This is a genomic window from Candidatus Profftia sp. (ex Adelges kitamiensis), from assembly GCF_020342455.1.
Taxonomy (GTDB): domain Bacteria; phylum Pseudomonadota; class Gammaproteobacteria; order Enterobacterales; family Enterobacteriaceae; genus Profftia.
Genome location: NZ_CP080506.1, coordinates 849,718 through 868,592 on the forward strand (window position 1 = coordinate 849,718; position 18,875 = coordinate 868,592).

The 18,875-nt window shown below is 28.4% G+C and carries 12 protein-coding genes and 1 pseudogene; 6 read left to right on the top strand and 7 right to left on the bottom strand.

What is annotated here, in order from left to right; genetic code table 11:
* Positions 1-32: 32 nt before the first annotated feature.
* The 6 genes from K0T98_RS02275 to mnmE all read left to right on the top strand — a co-directional run bounded on the left by K0T98_RS02275 (position 33) and on the right by mnmE (position 5,951).
* Positions 33-821, top strand: a complete 789-nt coding sequence (locus K0T98_RS02275; RefSeq protein ID WP_225639245.1) for a YchF/TatD family DNA exonuclease — start codon at positions 33-35, stop codon at positions 819-821.
* Between the two features lie 1,303 nt (positions 822-2,124).
* Positions 2,125-2,274, top strand: a complete 150-nt coding sequence (gene rpmH / locus K0T98_RS02280; RefSeq protein WP_225639246.1) for a 50S ribosomal protein L34 — start codon at positions 2,125-2,127, stop codon at positions 2,272-2,274.
* Between the two features lie 6 nt (positions 2,275-2,280).
* Positions 2,281-2,640: a ribonuclease P protein component gene (gene rnpA / locus K0T98_RS02285; protein WP_225639247.1), complete on the top strand. Its 360-nt coding sequence runs from the start codon at positions 2,281-2,283 to the stop codon at positions 2,638-2,640.
* Positions 2,604-2,861, top strand: a complete 258-nt coding sequence (gene yidD / locus K0T98_RS02290; RefSeq protein ID WP_225639248.1) for a membrane protein insertion efficiency factor YidD — start codon at positions 2,604-2,606, stop codon at positions 2,859-2,861. The genes rnpA and yidD overlap by 37 nt, the downstream gene beginning before the upstream one ends.
* A 2-nt stretch (positions 2,862-2,863) precedes the next feature.
* Positions 2,864-4,480 (top strand): membrane protein insertase YidC, encoded by a 1,617-nt coding sequence (gene yidC, locus K0T98_RS02295; RefSeq protein ID WP_225639249.1) that lies wholly within the window; start codon positions 2,864-2,866, stop codon positions 4,478-4,480.
* A 97-nt stretch (positions 4,481-4,577) separates the two neighbouring features.
* On the top strand, positions 4,578-5,951 hold the full coding sequence (gene mnmE, locus K0T98_RS02300) for a tRNA uridine-5-carboxymethylaminomethyl(34) synthesis GTPase MnmE (RefSeq protein ID WP_225639250.1): 1,374 nt from the start codon (positions 4,578-4,580) through the stop codon (positions 5,949-5,951).
* 222 nt (positions 5,952-6,173) lie between these two features.
* On the opposite strand, the gene K0T98_RS02305 is transcribed toward mnmE, so the two are convergent.
* From K0T98_RS02305 to ptrA, 7 genes and pseudogenes are all read right to left on the bottom strand, one after another.
* On the bottom strand, positions 6,174-6,920 hold the full coding sequence (locus K0T98_RS02305) for a YciC family protein (RefSeq protein WP_225639251.1): 747 nt from the start codon (positions 6,918-6,920) through the stop codon (positions 6,174-6,176).
* Between the two features lie 967 nt (positions 6,921-7,887).
* Positions 7,888-8,106, bottom strand: a pseudogene (locus K0T98_RS02310) (DUF1698 domain-containing protein); the annotation flags it as partial.
* 179 nt (positions 8,107-8,285) lie between these two features.
* Positions 8,286-8,435 (bottom strand): tRNA 5-methoxyuridine(34)/uridine 5-oxyacetic acid(34) synthase CmoB, encoded by a 150-nt coding sequence (locus K0T98_RS02315; RefSeq protein ID WP_225639252.1) that lies wholly within the window; start codon positions 8,433-8,435, stop codon positions 8,286-8,288.
* Between the two features lie 386 nt (positions 8,436-8,821).
* A complete protein-coding gene (locus K0T98_RS03085; protein ID WP_320412433.1) occupies positions 8,822-8,974 on the bottom strand; it encodes a hypothetical protein in 153 nt (50 codons plus the stop codon).
* Positions 8,975-10,545: 1,571 nt separating this feature from the next.
* Positions 10,546-12,402, bottom strand: a complete 1,857-nt coding sequence (gene recD, locus K0T98_RS02325; protein ID WP_225639253.1) for an exodeoxyribonuclease V subunit alpha — start codon at positions 12,400-12,402, stop codon at positions 10,546-10,548.
* A gap of 1 nt (position 12,403) precedes the next feature.
* Complete coding sequence (recB, locus tag K0T98_RS02330) at positions 12,404-15,964, bottom strand: exodeoxyribonuclease V subunit beta (RefSeq protein WP_225639254.1); 3,561 nt, start codon at positions 15,962-15,964, stop codon at positions 12,404-12,406.
* A gap of 4 nt (positions 15,965-15,968) precedes the next feature.
* Positions 15,969-18,869, bottom strand: coding sequence for a pitrilysin (gene ptrA, locus K0T98_RS02335; RefSeq protein ID WP_225639680.1), 2,901 nt, complete (start codon positions 18,867-18,869; stop codon positions 15,969-15,971).
* Between the last annotated feature and the right edge of the window lie 6 nt (positions 18,870-18,875).

Consider the following 18,875-nt stretch of genomic DNA (forward strand, 5'->3'; position numbering starts at 1 on the left):
TACGCATTAGCTCATTTTATTAGGTTATAAATATGTATTTAGTAGATTCCCATTGTCATTTAAATGAATTAGATTATAAAAATCTACATAAAAGTATAGATAGTGTTTTAGAAAATGCAATAAATAATCAAGTGGGTTTTTTGCTAACAGTAGCTACTACACTTCCAGGATATCTTGATATGCATCAGAAGATCGGTATACGTCATAATGTAGCATTTTCTTGTGGTGTTCACCCTCTATATTTAAAAAATAAGTATTACTATGACGAGTTAATACAATTTGCAAAAGCTCCAGAAGTAGTTGCAATAGGTGAAACTGGTCTAGATTATTTTTATCAAAAACAAAATATTTCTTTACAAAAAGAATCTTTTCGTCAGCATATACGCATAGGTCGTAAACTGCATAAACCTATAATTGTACATAGTCGTAATGCTAATCAAGATACGTTAAATATTTTAATAGAAGAGCAGGCAAATAAGTGTGGTGTGGTATTACATTGCTTTACTGAAGATAAAGATACTGCTCGTAAACTTCTAGATATTGGTTGCTACATCTCATTCTCTGGTATTATTACATTTCGTAATGCAGAAGAACTACGTAAAGTAGTACGCTATGTACCTATGGACCGTATATTAATCGAAACTGATTCCCCTTATTTAGCTCCTGTACCACACCGTGGTAAAGAGAATCAACCATCTTATATATTAGAGATCGCTATATATCTAGCTGCTTTAAAAGGTATGACACTAGACTATATTGCGCAACAAACTACAGATAATTTTATTCGTTTATTTCAATTAAACTTACCAAATTATAGTTAATAGAATTTTAGTGTATAATGTTTTGATTTTTATTTTTATTTTTTATTTAAATTAAACTTACTATAATTTTATTTCGTTTTTACATAAATACTTTAGTTATTTTTTTTAATCCTCTATCATAATTAAAAGCTTTTTTTTAAATTATATTTTTGATAAAATTTATCCTAAATATTACAATATAATTACTATTATTATTTATTATATAAGTAATTATTATGAAATATAATAATATTTAAGCTTTATTATCTTAATTATATTGATTATTTAACTCAAGATTATTGTCTAAATAGACAAACAGGTTATTATAAAAACTTTTAATTAAAAACCTATTAATACTAATATATATTTTATCAATACTAATATTTTTAACGCTTTACTTGATAAAGTAAATAATAAGTTGATATTATCTCTTAAAAATTAGATTAAGTAAAAAAATAAATTCTAAAATAGAAAAATTATTAATGTTTTATATATCTCTATTATTTTAGTCTATTTATACTTTTAATATGACTTCTAATACAAAGTATTTAAATTTTTCTTCATATTAACATGTATAATATATTTATTATACCTGATAGTTCATATTAAACTATTAACTATGAGTATTTTACTACTATATATTGTTATATAATTCTTAATAATTATATAATTTAAAAATTACTATATATAAAAAATTCAATAAATATAATATTTCTTTTTAATTTTTTATTATTACGTATTACTACTTTTCTTTTATACTTAAGTATAAAGTTATATAAATAGTAAAAACTAATAAATAACTACAATTATCTTTAATAAAATTAAATTATTAATTACCAAATCAATAGTACTTAAAAATATTTAGCATAAATATATATTTTAGTGTTTTTAATAATTGTTAAAATATAATATATTAATAGGATATATTATTCAGGATAATATAATATTTTTGTATTAAATTACCTTAATATCTAATAGTATAAATTAACGTATTTACGTTATGTTAAGATTTGAAATATATTAAATAAATATTTTTTATTTTATTCTATAGACATAAACCGTCTTTTAAAAAGATATAGAGCAGTATTTAAATCATTTTTATAAAATTTATACCTTATCTATCTTTTGTATAATAGATAATATAACAATATATTAGGATTAATAATAAAATTCTTTGTGCTATCTTACAATGAGAATTGACTAAATAATACTTAATTATTACAATAATATTTCTTTTATAATATATTTGATAAAGGTGTCTTTAATTATCATAACCAGAAAATTCTACTAATCATTCATTTTTTTTCGTTTAGGTGAATTACTTATGAAACGTACTTTTCAGCCATCAGTATTAAAGCGTAATCGTTTACACGGTTTTCTTGCTCGTATGGCAACTAAAAATGGTCGCCAGATTCTAGCTAGACGTCGTGCAAAAGGTCGTATACGTCTAACTGTTTCTAAAAAATATAGCTAATGTTTTGTGATGAAATTAGTATTTCCTAGGAAGTTACGTTTACTAACTCCTGATCAATTCAATTTCGTATTTCATCACCCACAACGAGCTAGTACTTTTCATATTACAATACTAGGTCGTATAAATACACTGGATCATCCACGAATTGGTCTAGCAGTTTCTAAAAAATATATTAAACATGCACATGCGCGCAATCGAATTAAACGTTTAACACGAGAATATTTCCGTTTAAATCAACATTTGCTACCTGCCATGGATTTTGTAGTTATTGTTAAAAAAGGAGGGCAGGAGCTTGATAATCAGACACTAATGAAAATTCTAAAAAAATTATGGCGTTATTATTGTCGGCAGGTTTGTGTATTTTAATAAATCTGATACGCGGGTATCAGATTTTTATTAGTCCACTGCTAGGTAATAATTGTCGTTTTAAACCAACTTGCTCACAATATAGTATTGAGGCATTAAGTTGGTTTGGCATAATAAAAGGTAGTTGGTTGACCCTAAAGCGCATATTAAAATGCCACCCCCTACATATAGGTGGTTATGATCCCGTACCGACAAAACCTGATGACAATAGAGAACTTTAAAGATGGATTCGCAACGCAATCTACTCCTACTAGCGATACTGTTAGTATCTTTCATGATTTGGCAATCATGGCAAAAAGATAATAATAGTCAGTATCCTATAGGTAAGAACGCTCATACAGAGTTAGTAGATATACAAAATCAGTATGTGCAAGAAAATAAAAATAATCTAGGTAAACTGATTACAGTAAAAACTGATGTTCTGTCTTTTACAATTAATACTCGTGGTGGTATTATAGAACAAGCAAATCTATTAGCATACCCAGATAATTTAGACTCTAACAAACCATTTAAAATTTTAGAAACTACTCCAGATTTTATCTATCAAGCTTATAGTGGTTTAAATAATATCAATAGTCCGAATAATTCAATAAAATACAACCAACCTCTATATACCGTTGAGAAAAATAACTTTGAATTAACAGATGATCAAGATCTACTCACTATACCTTTAATATACAGGACACAAGAAGGTGTAGTATATCAAAAAAACTTCATTATTAAACGTGGTAACTATGCAATAGATGTAAACTATAAAGTTAGGAACAACAGTACAAAGTTATTATATGTAACCCTTTTTGGTCAATTAAAACAATCTATAAATTTAAGAAAACAATATAATAAAAACAGTAATAATTTTGCACTACATACTTTTCGTGGTGCTGCATACTCTTCAAGTAATCATAAATATAATAAATATGCATTTGATGAAGCCCCTTTGCATATTACTACTAAAGATGGATGGATAGCTATGCTACAACAATATTTTACTACCGCATGGATTCCACATAATAATTTAATAAATGATTTTTATACTAAAAAGATAGATGATAAACTATCAATAATTGGTTTTAATACTGAACCTATTATTATTCCTCCAGGAATGGAGAAAAAACTGCAAGCAACTCTCTGGATTGGTCCTAAAATACAGAGTAGTATGTCTACTGTGGCACCCAATCTAGATCTAACTGTAGATTACGGCTGGTTGTGGTTTATATCTCAACCACTATTTAAGTTGCTACAATTAATTCATAAATTTATCGGTAACTGGGGATTTTCTATTATTCTTATTACCTTTATTGTTCGTGGTATCATGTATCCACTGACTAAAGCACAATATACTTCTATGGCTAAAATGCGTATGTTACAACCTAAGATAACATTAATGCGTGAACGTATTGGTAACGATAGGCAACGTTTGAGTCAAGAAATGATGTCATTATACAAAGCAGAGAAAGTTAATCCACTTGGTGGATGTTTACCATTAATCATTCAAATGCCAATATTTTTAGCATTATATTATATGCTAATGAATTCAGTAGAATTACGTCAGGCGCCATTCGCATTATGGGTATATGATTTATCTACACAAGATCCTTATTATATCTTACCCATATTAATGGGAATAACGATGTTTTTTATCCAAAGAATGTCTCCAACTACAGTAACTGATCCTATACAACAAAAGGTTATATTGTTTATACCTGTTATATTTACAGTATTTTTCTTATGGTTTCCATCAGGTTTGGTACTGTACTATATAATAAGTAATTTAGTAACGATATTACAACAACAAATAATATATCGTTGGCTTAAAAAACAGGGATTACACGATAATTAAAGAAAATTAATAAACAAAAATTATTGTGGTGAAAATAAATGATCTATTGATGTATATTTAATATAAATTTAATATTTTTACTATAAGGATGCAAGTATTGATTGAATACGATACCATAATTGCTCAGGCCACCCCCCCAGGGCGGGGTGGTATAGGAATTTTACGAGCATCAGGACTTAATGCTAAAAAAATAGCCATAGCATTACTAGGGGTAATACCCAAACCGCGCTACGCCACTTACCTACCTTTTAAAGATGCAGACGAAAACTTATTAGATAAGGGGATTGCTCTATACTTCCCCGCACCTAATTCTTTTACCGGAGAGGATGTACTAGAATTACATGGACATGGAGGACAAGTAATTCTAGACCTGCTATTAAAACATAGTCTAAAAATACCTGATGTACGTATTGCCCATCCCGGTGAATTCTCACAACGTGCATTTCTTAATGGTAAATTAGATTTAACACAAGCTGAAGCTATTTCAGATATGATCAATGCCAGTTCAATACAAGCAGCTCGCTCAGCAGTAAATGTGCTACAAGGTGTTTTTTCTAAAAGTATCAATCAACTGGTTAAAGCCTTAACCAGTATGCGTACCCTGCTTGAAGCATCTATTGATTTCCCCGATGAAACTACTGATTATTTTTGTCAAGAAAAACTTTTAATACAACTTAATGATATAATAGATAGGTTGCAATTGGTGAGTAATGAAGCACAACAAGGAAGTTTATTACGTGAGGGTATGAAAATAGTTATTACCGGACGCCCTAACGCAGGAAAATCAAGCCTTTTAAACGCATTATCTGGACGAGATGTAGCGATCGTAACTGAAATAGCAGGTACTACCCGAGATGTATTAACTGAATATATACATATTGAATGCGTGCCACTACATATTGTTGATACCGCTGGATTATGTCAAAAAAGTAACAATAAATTAGAACTGATAGGTATGCAATGTGCCTGGCGAGCAATAAAACAAGCCGATCATATTTTATTTGTAATTGATGCAACCACCACTGATGCCATTGAACCTACAAGTGTTTTGCCAGATTTTATATCCCAATTACCAAATAATTTACCAATTACTATTGTACGCAATAAAATTGATATTACTAAAGAAAAAATAGGACTAAATACTACAAATAATTATCCAATCGTTAGATTATCTTCTCGCACAGGTGCAGGCATTGATGTACTACGCGATTATATCAAATATAATATTATAGGATGCTCCAATAATATAGAAGGTAAATTTTTAGCTCGTCGTCGTTACTTACAGGCATTAGACATAGCCTATAAACATCTTCAAAAAGGTAAATATTATCTATTACAACCCCCTTATGCATATGAATTACTAGCTGAAGAGTTACGTGAAGCTCAGCAAGCGCTGAATGAAATTACTGGCAAAGTTACATCTGATGATCTATTAGGACGTATTTTTTCAAATTTCTGTATTGGTAAGTGATTATTTTATTTCTTAAAATTAAAAAAATTATTTTTAGTTTAAAACCTTGATGCTTTAGATATAAAAATAATTAAAGATTAAATAGAATGAATTTTCATAAAAAATCTAAAATAATTATATGTATTTTAAATAAATGTGCCGTATAATACAAAAATTACTATTATTCTTACTAAGATATTTAACAATATTTAGAGTATATAAAAATAAAAATATTTTTACTAGTTACTTGATCAACATATAAAGACGTGAAAGATAAATAATAAGAAATGCAGAAGCGAAATGACTTAAAGAACTTATTATAATCGTACTAATATTAGGATGTAGGGTAGAGATTATTATTCTAGCTAATAGAAGAAGAGTTAATTTTACTGCTAACCAGATTATCATAACTGGACTAATAAACCGCACATTAATAAAAGATATACGGAAACTACTTTGAATGGATCTAAATACACTAGTTTTCTCTTTTGAGAGAATTATTGGAGACAAAGAAAAACCAACTGCTAGCATAATACCAGGTACTATAAATACAGTAATGCCTAATTGCACTATAAGAGTACATAAGAACATCAATAACAGTAAGCGTGGTAACATTGGTATAGAGTCATATATGGCTTGTGGTGCACTAATATACTTCCCTTCAGAAACTGAAGGTATTAACACTAACATACTTCCTAAAAGGACAATATTACCGATTAAAGCTGATAAACTAGCAGCAGCAGAGACTTTTAATAAAACTATCTGTTGTTCAGGAGTCATTTGTTTAATTAACTCTTGAAAATTAATACCTGAAATTAACGTATTATTAGTATTAAAAAAATTACCAATGTCGTATCCACCTAAAGTAAATATTTGGTTCAATATCATTGAGATAAAAGCAGTTAAAATTCCTAAGAAGCATATAGTATTTAACTGATTGAAAAAAAAATTAAAGGTATCACGGTACAATCTACGAGCGGTGATTGACATGCAAGACGCTCCTTGGCAATTATAGCCTTTTCTATTGACATGCAGTGTGCCAAATATTACTATGGCTGCGTTTTTATATTTATTATATAACTATCCATATACCTACTGTATATTTTAAGATCGATTAGGTTACTGTACTATTGATGATATTGAATTATTCCCAGAGTAAAGAGATAATATTAATAAGTATAATCTTTCTTGAATGAGCTATTTTCTTTTAATTCTTACAAATTATATTAGGATATATGTAATTTCTTATATACAAGTTTATTTATATAGTAGTCTAGAAAATAGCTTTATATTTTAAGATTACAATAATTATTTAATTTTATTAATTAATAAACGCAGTATATGGATTTAATGTAAACTAAATTATACTATAGTTAGTGTTATTTAAAATAGTAAATCATTATATCTTATTTTTTTGTAATCTTATATATTTTAGTAAAATATACTAAATAATATGTATTTTATAATACCTAAAATTACTACAATTGTAGTACTTAGGTTATTAAGGTCAGCATATTTTATTTGAAGTATCTCATAATAATTTACTATAATTTTTTAATATTAACAGAAATAACAGAAAGATACTTGCTTAATATATTTTGACTATTCTTCACTTATTACCTACTAGTAAACTACTTTTAATAATAAATTATATAATATACTGGTACTACTTATAATAAGTAATGCTATCTACTTTAGTTATATATACCACTATACAAATGCATAAACTGTAAGATTTTAATATACATTTAAATAATTATAAACTATTTATTTTAAATGTTATAATACAAATCAAGATATAAGATTTATTTAAGATCATTAAAGTTGAATATATCTATTATATCTTTTAATTTTATTTATATAAATAATAATATTTCGGTAACCTTCCACTGTTTTGTGATAATGATTAAAATCAAGAAAATAAATTAACTACTTACTTAGTCATCTAATTGAAATGTTATGGCTTATCTAATGTAATAACACAGCAAATTAACAATATGACAATATGCATATCTATAAAACCGCATTTTTGAAGCCATATTATCAGTGATTTAGTAGATGGGATAAAATATAAGTTACGCATATTTACATAATATCTATCAGGAATAAATACCTGGATTATTATCACTCTTAATAACTTAAGTATTTCTAATACTAGTTCGCCCTTTTGTACTAATTGATTTTTTAGTTATTGTATATGATTTTTGGATACCGACGATGATACAATACTCCTATTAAAAACATAGTCTTAAATGCGGCAAGCAAGATCCTGGTAGTTACTTTTAATAATACCTAATTGTATAACAAATGACCATATTTGATTATACAATTAAGAGGTTTAGGCAATACTTCAAACTAGCAGAAAAATATAGGCATTGGATAGATACCAATAACTAGATGTACACCAAAACCATCATATGTCACAAATAATATCCATTGCCGCATCCAAACGTCAAGAATAGTACCCCGCTTGTATGTGGGGGTATGAGGTAACCCACCGCACATTCATATTTCCAATCAGAACGTCATTTATTATTAATATTAAATACTATAGTTATAGAATGATCCCTTACGCGCACGGCATTAAGGTACAAAGAATTTTCTTATGATCTTTTTTAATTAATACATAGTTCTATTTCTAACTTAAAACTAACACTATTCAACAAAGTTATGTGGTATGGTGTTATTTTTAGAAGATAATCTACAGTATAAAACCAGTCTTTAACTTTGCCATATGTAGAAAATATTACCAAATCATTAATTGTTCTAAAAAAGCTTTTAAACTAATTATTTAGTGTACTAAATACAATATATTTATAAAAATTTATTATCTAATTTAAGTATTATTTTATAGATAGTAAAGAACAACAATTAAAACATTAAAACTAAATTTATGTATGGTTAAAACCAACCTGATTAAGGAGAATTTTGTGCGTTTTAATTAAGTAAGTCAGTATTATTTTCTTTAATATACTGCGTTTCTGATTGATCTCAAGATCACTGTAACCATTAGCATGTTTAAAATCATAATGTACCTTATACATTAAATCTTCTACAGTTTTATATTTAAAATTAAACTTTCGGATAAAACCAAAATTCAACTAGGTAATAAACCTGGGTAAATTTTATTTAACAAATACTATTGTTTAACTAGAAGTAAAAATTACAAAGTAAAATTTAATACTAACATAGATGAGTTTTTAATATAAATATTTTGAATATAATCTTGAATAACTTCTACTGATATATTAATTCTTAAAAGAATTATATAACTATGTTAATAATTTGACATCCTTTAGTACATATTTTACGACATATAGATAGCGCTGCAACACCTAAAGAACAACTTAAATTATATTTTTTAGTATTTAATTTAACAACCTGTGCTGCTAATACTCCAATTATTAAAAAATAATATTTAAATAGCCTGGAGCAGAACGCACTAGTATATCGGTAAAAACTTTGACTTATAGATTCATCAAAAGTCTAATCTTTTAATTTAGCTATAGAAGATGAGAAAAGAGCGTCGTGTTGAGACCTGCTGTTATTTTTATACATTTTATTAAAAACTATTATTAATTTAACATAAGTTGGAATTGATATAATACTTGTATTAAGAGTTGATTTTTACTAAAAAAGAGTAATGATCTAGTAATAAAATACCTAATACATTTATTTTATATATTATATATATCATCAGAAGTGTTATATTCTATAATACTAGTAAATACTTATTTACTATACATAATAATACTCTAACTACAAAAAATATTTTTAGCATATATCTCTTATATAAATCAAGAAAATGATTAAAATTCAGACTAATTTATTTTTTAAAATTATATAAAATATTAAAAGATAGGTAATTAATTTTATATACACTATTATATATGAATATATATTACAATATTTTATTATAAATAACTCATATGCAATACTACTATGTACTTTTAACTTAATTAATATATAAAAATAAAATACTAAGCTATCAGTAATACAATTACGATTTTATTTTTAATATTAAAAATATATATTTATTAGTATAATTTATTACTGATTTACTGATATTATTTAAAATAAAACCTTTATGTATTCATATTTATAATACTAATGAACATTGATATTATACTAATAATTCAATAATTTTAAATATAAATATATAAATACTTTATTTATAAAGTTTTTTTAAAAACTCTTCAATAACAATAATTAGGATATACTAAGCAAATATTTACAATACATTTTGATGTTTATTGGCACTATTATTTTATTAAAAGTATAATATAACACATTTTAATATAAAACAATATTTATATTAATTGCAATATAAATATTTTATTTCTAGAAAACGCAAGATGCCAATTAAATTTTATAAGATAAATCTATAATTTTAGTGCACATCTTAGATATAATATAAATATTTTATTTTATAGTATTTTCATTTATGTTATTAACGTTACCTATATAACTAAAAAATAGATTTTTAAACCCAACTGTATTTAATTTAAATAAATTACATTACTGAATATTATATTCAATAACTTAATTAAGTTTTAATACCTTTAATTAATTTAATCTATATAAATATTTATTAAGTCTATATTCTTAGTCTTACTTAATAAGTATTCAAAATGCGTTCTATTAAGCCACTTTTGCGCGATGTAGTAGTGCGAACTGCGGTCATAATAATTTTTTCCTTACTAAATATTGTTAGTTTTTTTTTAGCTCGAGTTATTGCTGTATAAAATAACTCACGAGTTACTATTGGTGAATAGTCAGTAGGTAATACTAGTATTATATGTTTAAATTCTGAACCCTGAGATTTATGTACTGTCATAGCGTAAGCTGTTTCTACTTGTGGTAATCTTCCTGGATGAACACATTTAATTGAACTATCAGATAATTTGAAATAAACACGTATTTTTCTTATTGCATATGAGATTGCAATACCAATATCACCATTAAACAATCCCAATGAACTATCATTACTTGTAATCATAACTGGTCTTCCATTGTACCAATGTTTATATTCTTTTGTAAATTTATTAATTAATTTAAATTTTGCTAGAGCAATCTCTATTAGTTTATTAAGTCCAGATTGACCAAAAGGTCCTTCACGTAATGCACATAGTAAACGAAAATGAGAAAAATGCTCTAAAATATCAGTCACATCTATTTGTTTATGTACTAAATCTAACATCGAACTATATCCCTCTACACATAATTTAATAAGCATATTATAATGTGCCTCACAAGTCATAGGTATCCAGGTAATATCATTAAATCTCCCATCAAGATAACTCCTAACTAAAGTGATATTACCAGTTTTTACAGCCGCAGCTAGTTGACTTATACCAGAATCAGATGCAAAACGATAATTTTTTTTTAACAAACAAATACTATCACGTATTGCTATATTTGGGTTTTTTACACCTGCAGTAATAGTATTACGACATAGTGTAGAAAGTTCTTGAGCGCGAGTAGGACGAAAACCGAATGTAGAGAAGTAACATATATCCCTAAATACTGATCCCGCCTCAACTGAATCTAATTGGTCTCGGTCACCTAACAAAATTAAGCGTGCATATTTTGGTAGTGCTGAAATAATATTAGACATCATTGATAAACTTATCAATGATGCTTCATCTACCACTAAAACATCTACATGTAAAATATTTTCACGATAAAAACGTAAGCGCTTACTATTGTTCGTGGCACCAAGAAGACGATGTAGTGTATAGGCCTCTAGAGGAATAAAATCAATTTCTTTATTGTTTAAGTGAAGCCCTATAAGAGCTGTTCTTAATACTCCTATTAACCTTGCAGCTGCCTTGCCAGTAGGAGCAGCTAATTTGATACGCAATCTCTGTTTTGGATATAAGAGAATTAGCGCGGCAAGTAATTTAGCTACTGTTGTCGTTTTTCCTGTACCTGGACCTCCTGAAATGACTGATACTTTACAGGTAGTAGCTACACCAACAGCAACTTTTTGCCAATTAATTTCATTTACTAAGTTTATTGACGGAAAAAGATTAGACAAAATATCTGATAGAACTGAAGAATTATTATATAATGGTGTATATGAGTCTGCTAAAAATTGTGCTATGAAAACTTCATCCAGCCATAAACGCTGTAAATATAGAAGATTATTTTGTAAAATAAGAGGAGCCGGATAACTACCATCACTCACCTTAGGATCTGCAAGTAACAACTCTTGCCATTGTTGTATAACTCTAAGATTAAAAAAGTTCTTTAATTCATCAGAAAAATCTGGAAATTGTACAATTAATGCATCTATAATAAGATCTCTTAAAGGTAAACAAACATGGCCAGAAACTACTGCTTGACTAACTAAAGCAGCAGCTAAAGCTAAATGAGGCTGTTCAGCAGAAGCTATTAATCTAGCAAAATGTATATCAAGGGAACAAAAATGATTACGCTCTTGCATACGTAGAAGTAAATTAAAGATCATTTTATTGAATACCATTAATATTACTAAATAATTTGTCTATACCTTTTATAAGAGTAATGTTAGGACAGCAATAAAAAATACCCTGTTGAGGATATTTTGGAGTCATACCGCGCAGAAAACAATAAAAAACTCCACCAAAATGATGCTCATACTGATAATTAGACAAGCGTTGACGCAAATATCGATGTAATGCTAATGAATAAAGTTGATACTGAAAATCATAACGACGCTCTACCATAGCTGCTAGTATACTTTTTTGTGTATAAGCATTATATGTTTTTCCTAACCAATTAGATTTATAATCTAATATATAATATCGTTCTTGCCAACAAAAGATTAAATCGATACATCCTTGTAATATGCCGTGCAAATATTGAAAATCTAATATTGGACACTGATTTGAAAGTGGATCATAACATTTTATTAAGTAATCTAATTCATTACTACTTATAAGGTTATTAACCGATAAACAAAACTTTAATTCAGACTGCATTTGTTTTAAAGGTATTTGAGCTAAACAAGGCATTCCTTCTGCTAAAGGCGAATAAAGAATTAAATTTAGCCAATTTTGTAATACTGGAACCCACTCTATGCTTAATCCGTGTTTATTAACACGCTCTGTCAGCCATATAATATCAATAGGTTGGTTAAAATTTAATCGTTCTAATAAGTAATGTAAAAAAATTCCTGAATGAGCTCCTTTAGGGAAGTCATGTATTGTATATCTAGTTATTTGTTCTTCTGCTAATCTTATTGCAACACTAGAATCTATTTTAGGTATTACATGAAAAGATTGGTTAATACCATGCTGTTTTAGACTGGAATAACTCGTTATATTCCAATGATCTCGCATATTGCGAGTAAATATTTTTACTTGTAGCTTTTGTTGCTCTTGAATTATAGGAGCTAAAGGATAATTATCCTGCTTTTTAATCTTTGAAAACACAATATTACTATTGTGTAAGCATTGAAGAGATTTTAACAGCATACCTGAATTACCAGATTTTCCATTTTGTATAAGATAGCCAATAGCACTCTTATGTATATCTGTTTCGCCTTGTTTTTTACGCCTTCCTAAAAAAAGAGGTGCAATACCAATACTACAGTGATAAATTGAGCGCGTAAGCGCTACATATAGAAGACGCAGATCTTCAGCAAGTCTCTCTTCTTCAGCTAACTTTACTGATTTTTTATTATTATTTAAGTCTAATATTGTATTGAAATATTCTCGATCATGATATAACGCTTTTTTTTGAATACGAAAACTACTAATAAAAGGTAACCAAACGATAGGAAATTCTAATCCTTTTGACTTATGAATAGTCATGATTTGCACCATATCGCTATAATTTTCTAAACGTATTTGCTGATTATCCAATTGAATATTAGATTTATCTATTTGATTAGCCAACCAACGCAACAATAATGGTGGATTATAAAGAGTGCTTGATGCCTCCTGTAGCAACTCACAAATATGTAGTAAGTCTGTTAAGCTACGCTCTCCTTTTGGGCTAACTAAGAGATCTTCTGCGATATTTCTTTTTATCATAATACTGCGTAACATCGAAAATACACCTTGTTTTTGCCACTTATCACGATAAATCTCAAACTCATCAATTAAAGCATCCCACTGATTTTCGTTCTTATTAATATCATCTATCTGTTGCGCATTCAATCCCATTAAATTAGTAGCTAATGCACTACGCAAAAGATGCTTTTTCTCTGGAGTAAGCACTGCCTGTAATAATAACATTATATCTTTGGCTTCTTGAGTTTTAAAGATGTTATTACGATTAGAAAGATAAACCGACGGAATGAATAATGCACTTAATGCATTACGAATTAATATTGCTTCATCATTATTACGAACAAGAATAGTAATATCAGATGGATGAACAAACTTAGCTATTGCATTACCCTGTAAGTCTTTCTTTTTTGTATAAAGTAATGCTTTTCTTTGCTGGCCAGCATATAACCAATCTCTAATTTGATTTGCACATTTATTTGCTAAAGATTTTTGATATTCAGCAATACTGCAACCTTCTCCTGGTTGCAACCATATATGCATTGCTGGTTGCTTATGTCCTTCAATTTCAAAATAAAGAGCACTATTTTCTTTGGCACAACCAACTGGCGAAAATGGTATATCAAGAAAAATAAAAGGGTATTTAGTTATAGAAAAAAGATGATTTACCGCCGACACCATACCCGATGATGAACGCCAATTAGTACACAACGTATAGTGATCTTTAATTTCCCTACGTGCATGTATATAAGTAAAAATATCAGCTCCACGAAAGGAATAAATAGATTGTTTAGGATCTCCGATAAGAAATAAAGGGTATTTTGATTGTTTACCATAAACTTTTTTAAAAATACTATATTGCTGTAGATCAGTATCTTGAAATTCATCTATCATAGCCACATGATATCGCTGAAGGATGGCTTTACTTAATATATCTCCACTAGACTTATGTAAAGCATTATATAAAGAAGTAATTAAGTCATTAAAACCTAATTGCATATGCTGTTTTTTATCTAACTCTATATTTCTTCTTACTTCAATTAACGCTCGAGAAAAAAATAAATCATGCAAAGATAATGATGATTTATCTAGTAAGGCTTCAATCGCAATAAATAACTTATAGTATGGAAGATTGTCTTTTTTTGTTTTTTCTAATAATAATTTTTTCCCAAAACGTCTAATATTGTTAGGTAATTGATAATCACGTGTATCAGTTGTAGCCCAGTTACTAATTATGGTGAACCATTTTGATAAAAATAAATTACTATCACTATAATTATCTACACTAGAATCTTTCATGACACTTTTTATATCATATACAGCTTTACGCCAATACTCTTTTATAGTATTAATATTCTCAATAATTTGTTTATGTCGTTCTACTAGCGTTTTATTAGTATTAATTACATAACTTATCTCTGGTAATTTACCTTGTAAATATGGTTGCAAATCAATTAATAATTGTTCAGGACCGTGCCATTCTTCGGTAATTGCTGCAGCTATAATCAATGGCAATGGATAGCAAGAGCGTCGCCAAAAATCAGTACAAGCTTGCTGATACAGCGGTAATTCATCCTGTAATAAAATTTGATTAAATAAAGCACCTGATTCAAACGCATTACTCTTTAATATATGCTGACAAAAGCCATGAATAGTATAAATAGCTGCTTCATCTATTTTACGCTCAGCAATTAATAATTGACAAATAGCATTTTTTTTGTCATCGATTAAATTAAATAACTCAGAAAATAATGGGTTATTATTTTTACCATACATACATGCTAAACGTAATTCACAAATATAGCTAAAAATCCTTCCACGCAGTTCTTTAATTGCAGCTTCAGTAAAAGTAACGACAAGAATTTTTTCAATAGAAAAAGGTATGCAGTCATTGTTTTGTCTACCAATACCTAGTAATAAACGCAAATATAACAATATGATAGTAGAAGTTTTACCAGTACCAGCAGAAGCTTCAATTAAATATGTTCCTCCTGTTATAGGTAGGTTAAAAATATCTAATGCACTTATTTTCGTCATTATATTATAACCTTAATAAGCATATTCTCTGTAATTCTGAAATACTATTATAGGTCATCCAACCATTTGGTACTGCATAATATCCTTGCGCATGAATTCCAAGAACTTGTGATAGCAATGCCATTCCCTTATGCTGTATAACAGCACGATAATAAAAGTCTATAATATTCTGAAGTTTAAGACTATAAATGTGATCAATTAATTTCTCGCGTGTATTAAATTCAAAATTTCCGTGATTAAAATCATTTAAAAAACGTCCTACTTCTTCGCTAAGAGTCTGCGGACATTGTTTTAGTTGATTTACTAGTGCAAGTTTGTACTGATTAAAATCATTTTCTTTTAACGATTGAAGATGTTTATATGACTGATAATAAAACGTAATATAACGATTATAAATATAATCTGGAGTATAATTATTACTTTGCAATAAAAATCCTATTCCCCATTGATGACCAATTAACGCTGGATAAGAAAAAACAGCATAACCAAGTTGTTCCTTAGTGCGTAATTGCTCATAAAACCACGGTTGAATAATCTGATTTAATACATTACTATGTGCCATTCCCTGAATTTCATTATAACCTATTGGAACATACACCGCTCCTAAAGCAGAATCCGTACTACTACCCTTACGCTGAATATTAGCAAGTTGCTTATTATGAAGCATAATATCCTTACCATGCCACCACGATTTACCATGACACTTAATATATTTACAAAGATTATACGTTATATCTTTGACTTGACTAATAGTAATATTCCCAAGTACTAGTACCTCAATTTTAGATTCTGTAATCAGTTGATTGCGATATTTTTTAATATCACTTAACGTAACTTTCTCTAAAAATGCACGTCGTTTACTATGTTCGACATAAGGCACAATAGATATTGCCTGAATAGGCTGTATTGCTTGTTCAAACGCTTTAACTTTTTTATATGCGTCTAACTGTCCTCTATACCATGATTTAGCTTGTTCTAGATGCTCTGTAGTAAGATCAAAATTAATATAACATTTAATTAACTTACTTAATAATTTTGGTAGATATTGAGTAAAACCACTTACATTTATAGTCAAACCGTGGTTATAGTTTGTTGAGAAATTTATACCACCAATTGATGCCTGATATGTTAGTTGATCTAGTGCAATGCTAGCCATATAATTCATAAGCACAAATATAATATGCGCTTCTATAGAGTTAGAATACACCATATTACGCAGAGCAAGAGTAATATTTGCTTTTGGCTCATTATCAAAATATCTACTCTGCATATATAGGACACGCATAGTATCCTTATTTAATACCATCTTTGGCTTTGTAATTTTTGGCATAACTGATTTAATAAGAGAAAAATTATCTGGTATATAAGGGTTTAATTCTGGTAATGATAATAAAATATGTTTTTCTAAATTACCCCAACTAATTAACTGTTTTATAGTGATACGATCAACTTGATATTGAGCATTCAAAAAATAAGCAGTTTTATTATGGGGTTCATTAGGGCTAATAAACCATATGCGGGCATTATTAGGTATCATACTATACAGACGTTTATTGATCGCTTTTGCATCATATTGATCAGCTAAATAAGATGAATCTAGTATATTTTTAATTGGAACACGTAGCATATTATCTACTAAATGCTCTACATAATCAAGATCATGAGTAATAGATGGATAACGAAAATCTATTGCTAGAACATGAGCCATTTCATTGAAATAGCTTCGTTTGACACCGTGTTCACGTATTAGTTTCAAATAACTATACACAGCAGCAATAACATTATCACGCTGGGATAAACCTTTATCAGTCAGTAATATATTAATAGAAAATATACCACCATTACGATCGACTATCGGATCGTAACCTGCACTAATAGATTCTGCTAAACCCTGTTTTTGAAGCCAATCACATAATGTATTCTTACTATGACTACCAATCATATAAGAAATATAATAATCAGTTTTACTACGGAACTTAGCGCTATTGTTTTCAATGCGATACTCTATTTTTAACATTTTATACGGTTGTACTGGTACGTAATGTATAATAATTCCCTGATGCTCTGCAGTAACAACAGGAACTGTAATAGGTCGTACACTTGCATGACGATTTGTAATACGTCCAAAGGACGTAACAGCTAACTTTATAAGAATAGATAATGGTTGGTTGCTGTAAATAACTCCTACCATTAAATTAGCTGAATAATAACGATGATAAAATAATAACCGCTCTTGATGTAAATTACTATTTGGCTTATCACTTAGCGTTTCCATATTACCACCTGCAAATCGAGAGCTAGGATGAATAGGATTTAGAGTCTCCGCAGATACCTGAGCTATACGCATACTATCTCGTGAACGCGCCATTGTTAACTCTGAATTGATAGCGTTGCGTTCACGGTCTGAATTTATCGGATTTAGTAAAGGTGCAGTAATTGCATCTGCTAATCGGTCAACAGCTGGCGATAAAGCATCATTTTCCACCTCGAGATAAAATGCCGTGCGATAAGATGCAGTACTAGCGTTATAACGACCACCATGTTTTTTAAGAAATTCTGCAAGATTATAAGTCTGGGGGTATCTTTTTGAACCCATAAGTACAAGATGTTCTAGGTAGTGAGCCAAACCAAGCTGTGAGTCAGGATCTTCTAACGATCCTACGGGCAAAGCTAATGCTGCAAGGGATTTAGGTGCACATTTGTCTGAAACTAAGATTACTTTCATTCCATTATCAAGTTTTATTGCTTTATATAAACGAGGATCTCTATTACTCTTAGAAACTTTTTCATTTAGTACTCTCCAGCCAGAATATGTATTCTTAGTTAAACCCATATTTAACGATAAAAAAAATATAATTATTAGTAATAATATAATTAACGTTAGTAACATAAATTGTCTGCGCATCAATAA

What these genes read in the sequence shown, in the direction of transcription:
- recD (WP_225639253.1), bottom strand. Translation starts at nt 12,402, where the DNA reads ATGATCTTTAATTTACTTCTACGTATGCAAGAGCGTAATCATTTTTGT.
- yidD (WP_225639248.1), top strand. Translation starts at nt 2,604, where the DNA reads ATGGCGTTATTATTGTCGGCAGGTTTGTGTATTTTAATAAATCTGATA.
- K0T98_RS03085 (WP_320412433.1), bottom strand. Translation starts at nt 8,974, where the DNA reads ATGTATAAGGTACATTATGATTTTAAACATGCTAATGGTTACAGTGAT.
- K0T98_RS02315 (WP_225639252.1), bottom strand. Translation starts at nt 8,435, where the DNA reads ATGTGCGGTGGGTTACCTCATACCCCCACATACAAGCGGGGTACTATT.
- rpmH (WP_225639246.1), top strand. Translation starts at nt 2,125, where the DNA reads ATGAAACGTACTTTTCAGCCATCAGTATTAAAGCGTAATCGTTTACAC.
- K0T98_RS02305 (WP_225639251.1), bottom strand. Translation starts at nt 6,920, where the DNA reads ATGTCAATCACCGCTCGTAGATTGTACCGTGATACCTTTAATTTTTTT.
- ptrA (WP_225639680.1), bottom strand. Translation starts at nt 18,869, where the DNA reads ATGCGCAGACAATTTATGTTACTAACGTTAATTATATTATTACTAATA.
- yidC (WP_225639249.1), top strand. Translation starts at nt 2,864, where the DNA reads ATGGATTCGCAACGCAATCTACTCCTACTAGCGATACTGTTAGTATCT.
- K0T98_RS02275 (WP_225639245.1), top strand. Translation starts at nt 33, where the DNA reads ATGTATTTAGTAGATTCCCATTGTCATTTAAATGAATTAGATTATAAA.
- recB (WP_225639254.1), bottom strand. Translation starts at nt 15,964, where the DNA reads ATGACGAAAATAAGTGCATTAGATATTTTTAACCTACCTATAACAGGA.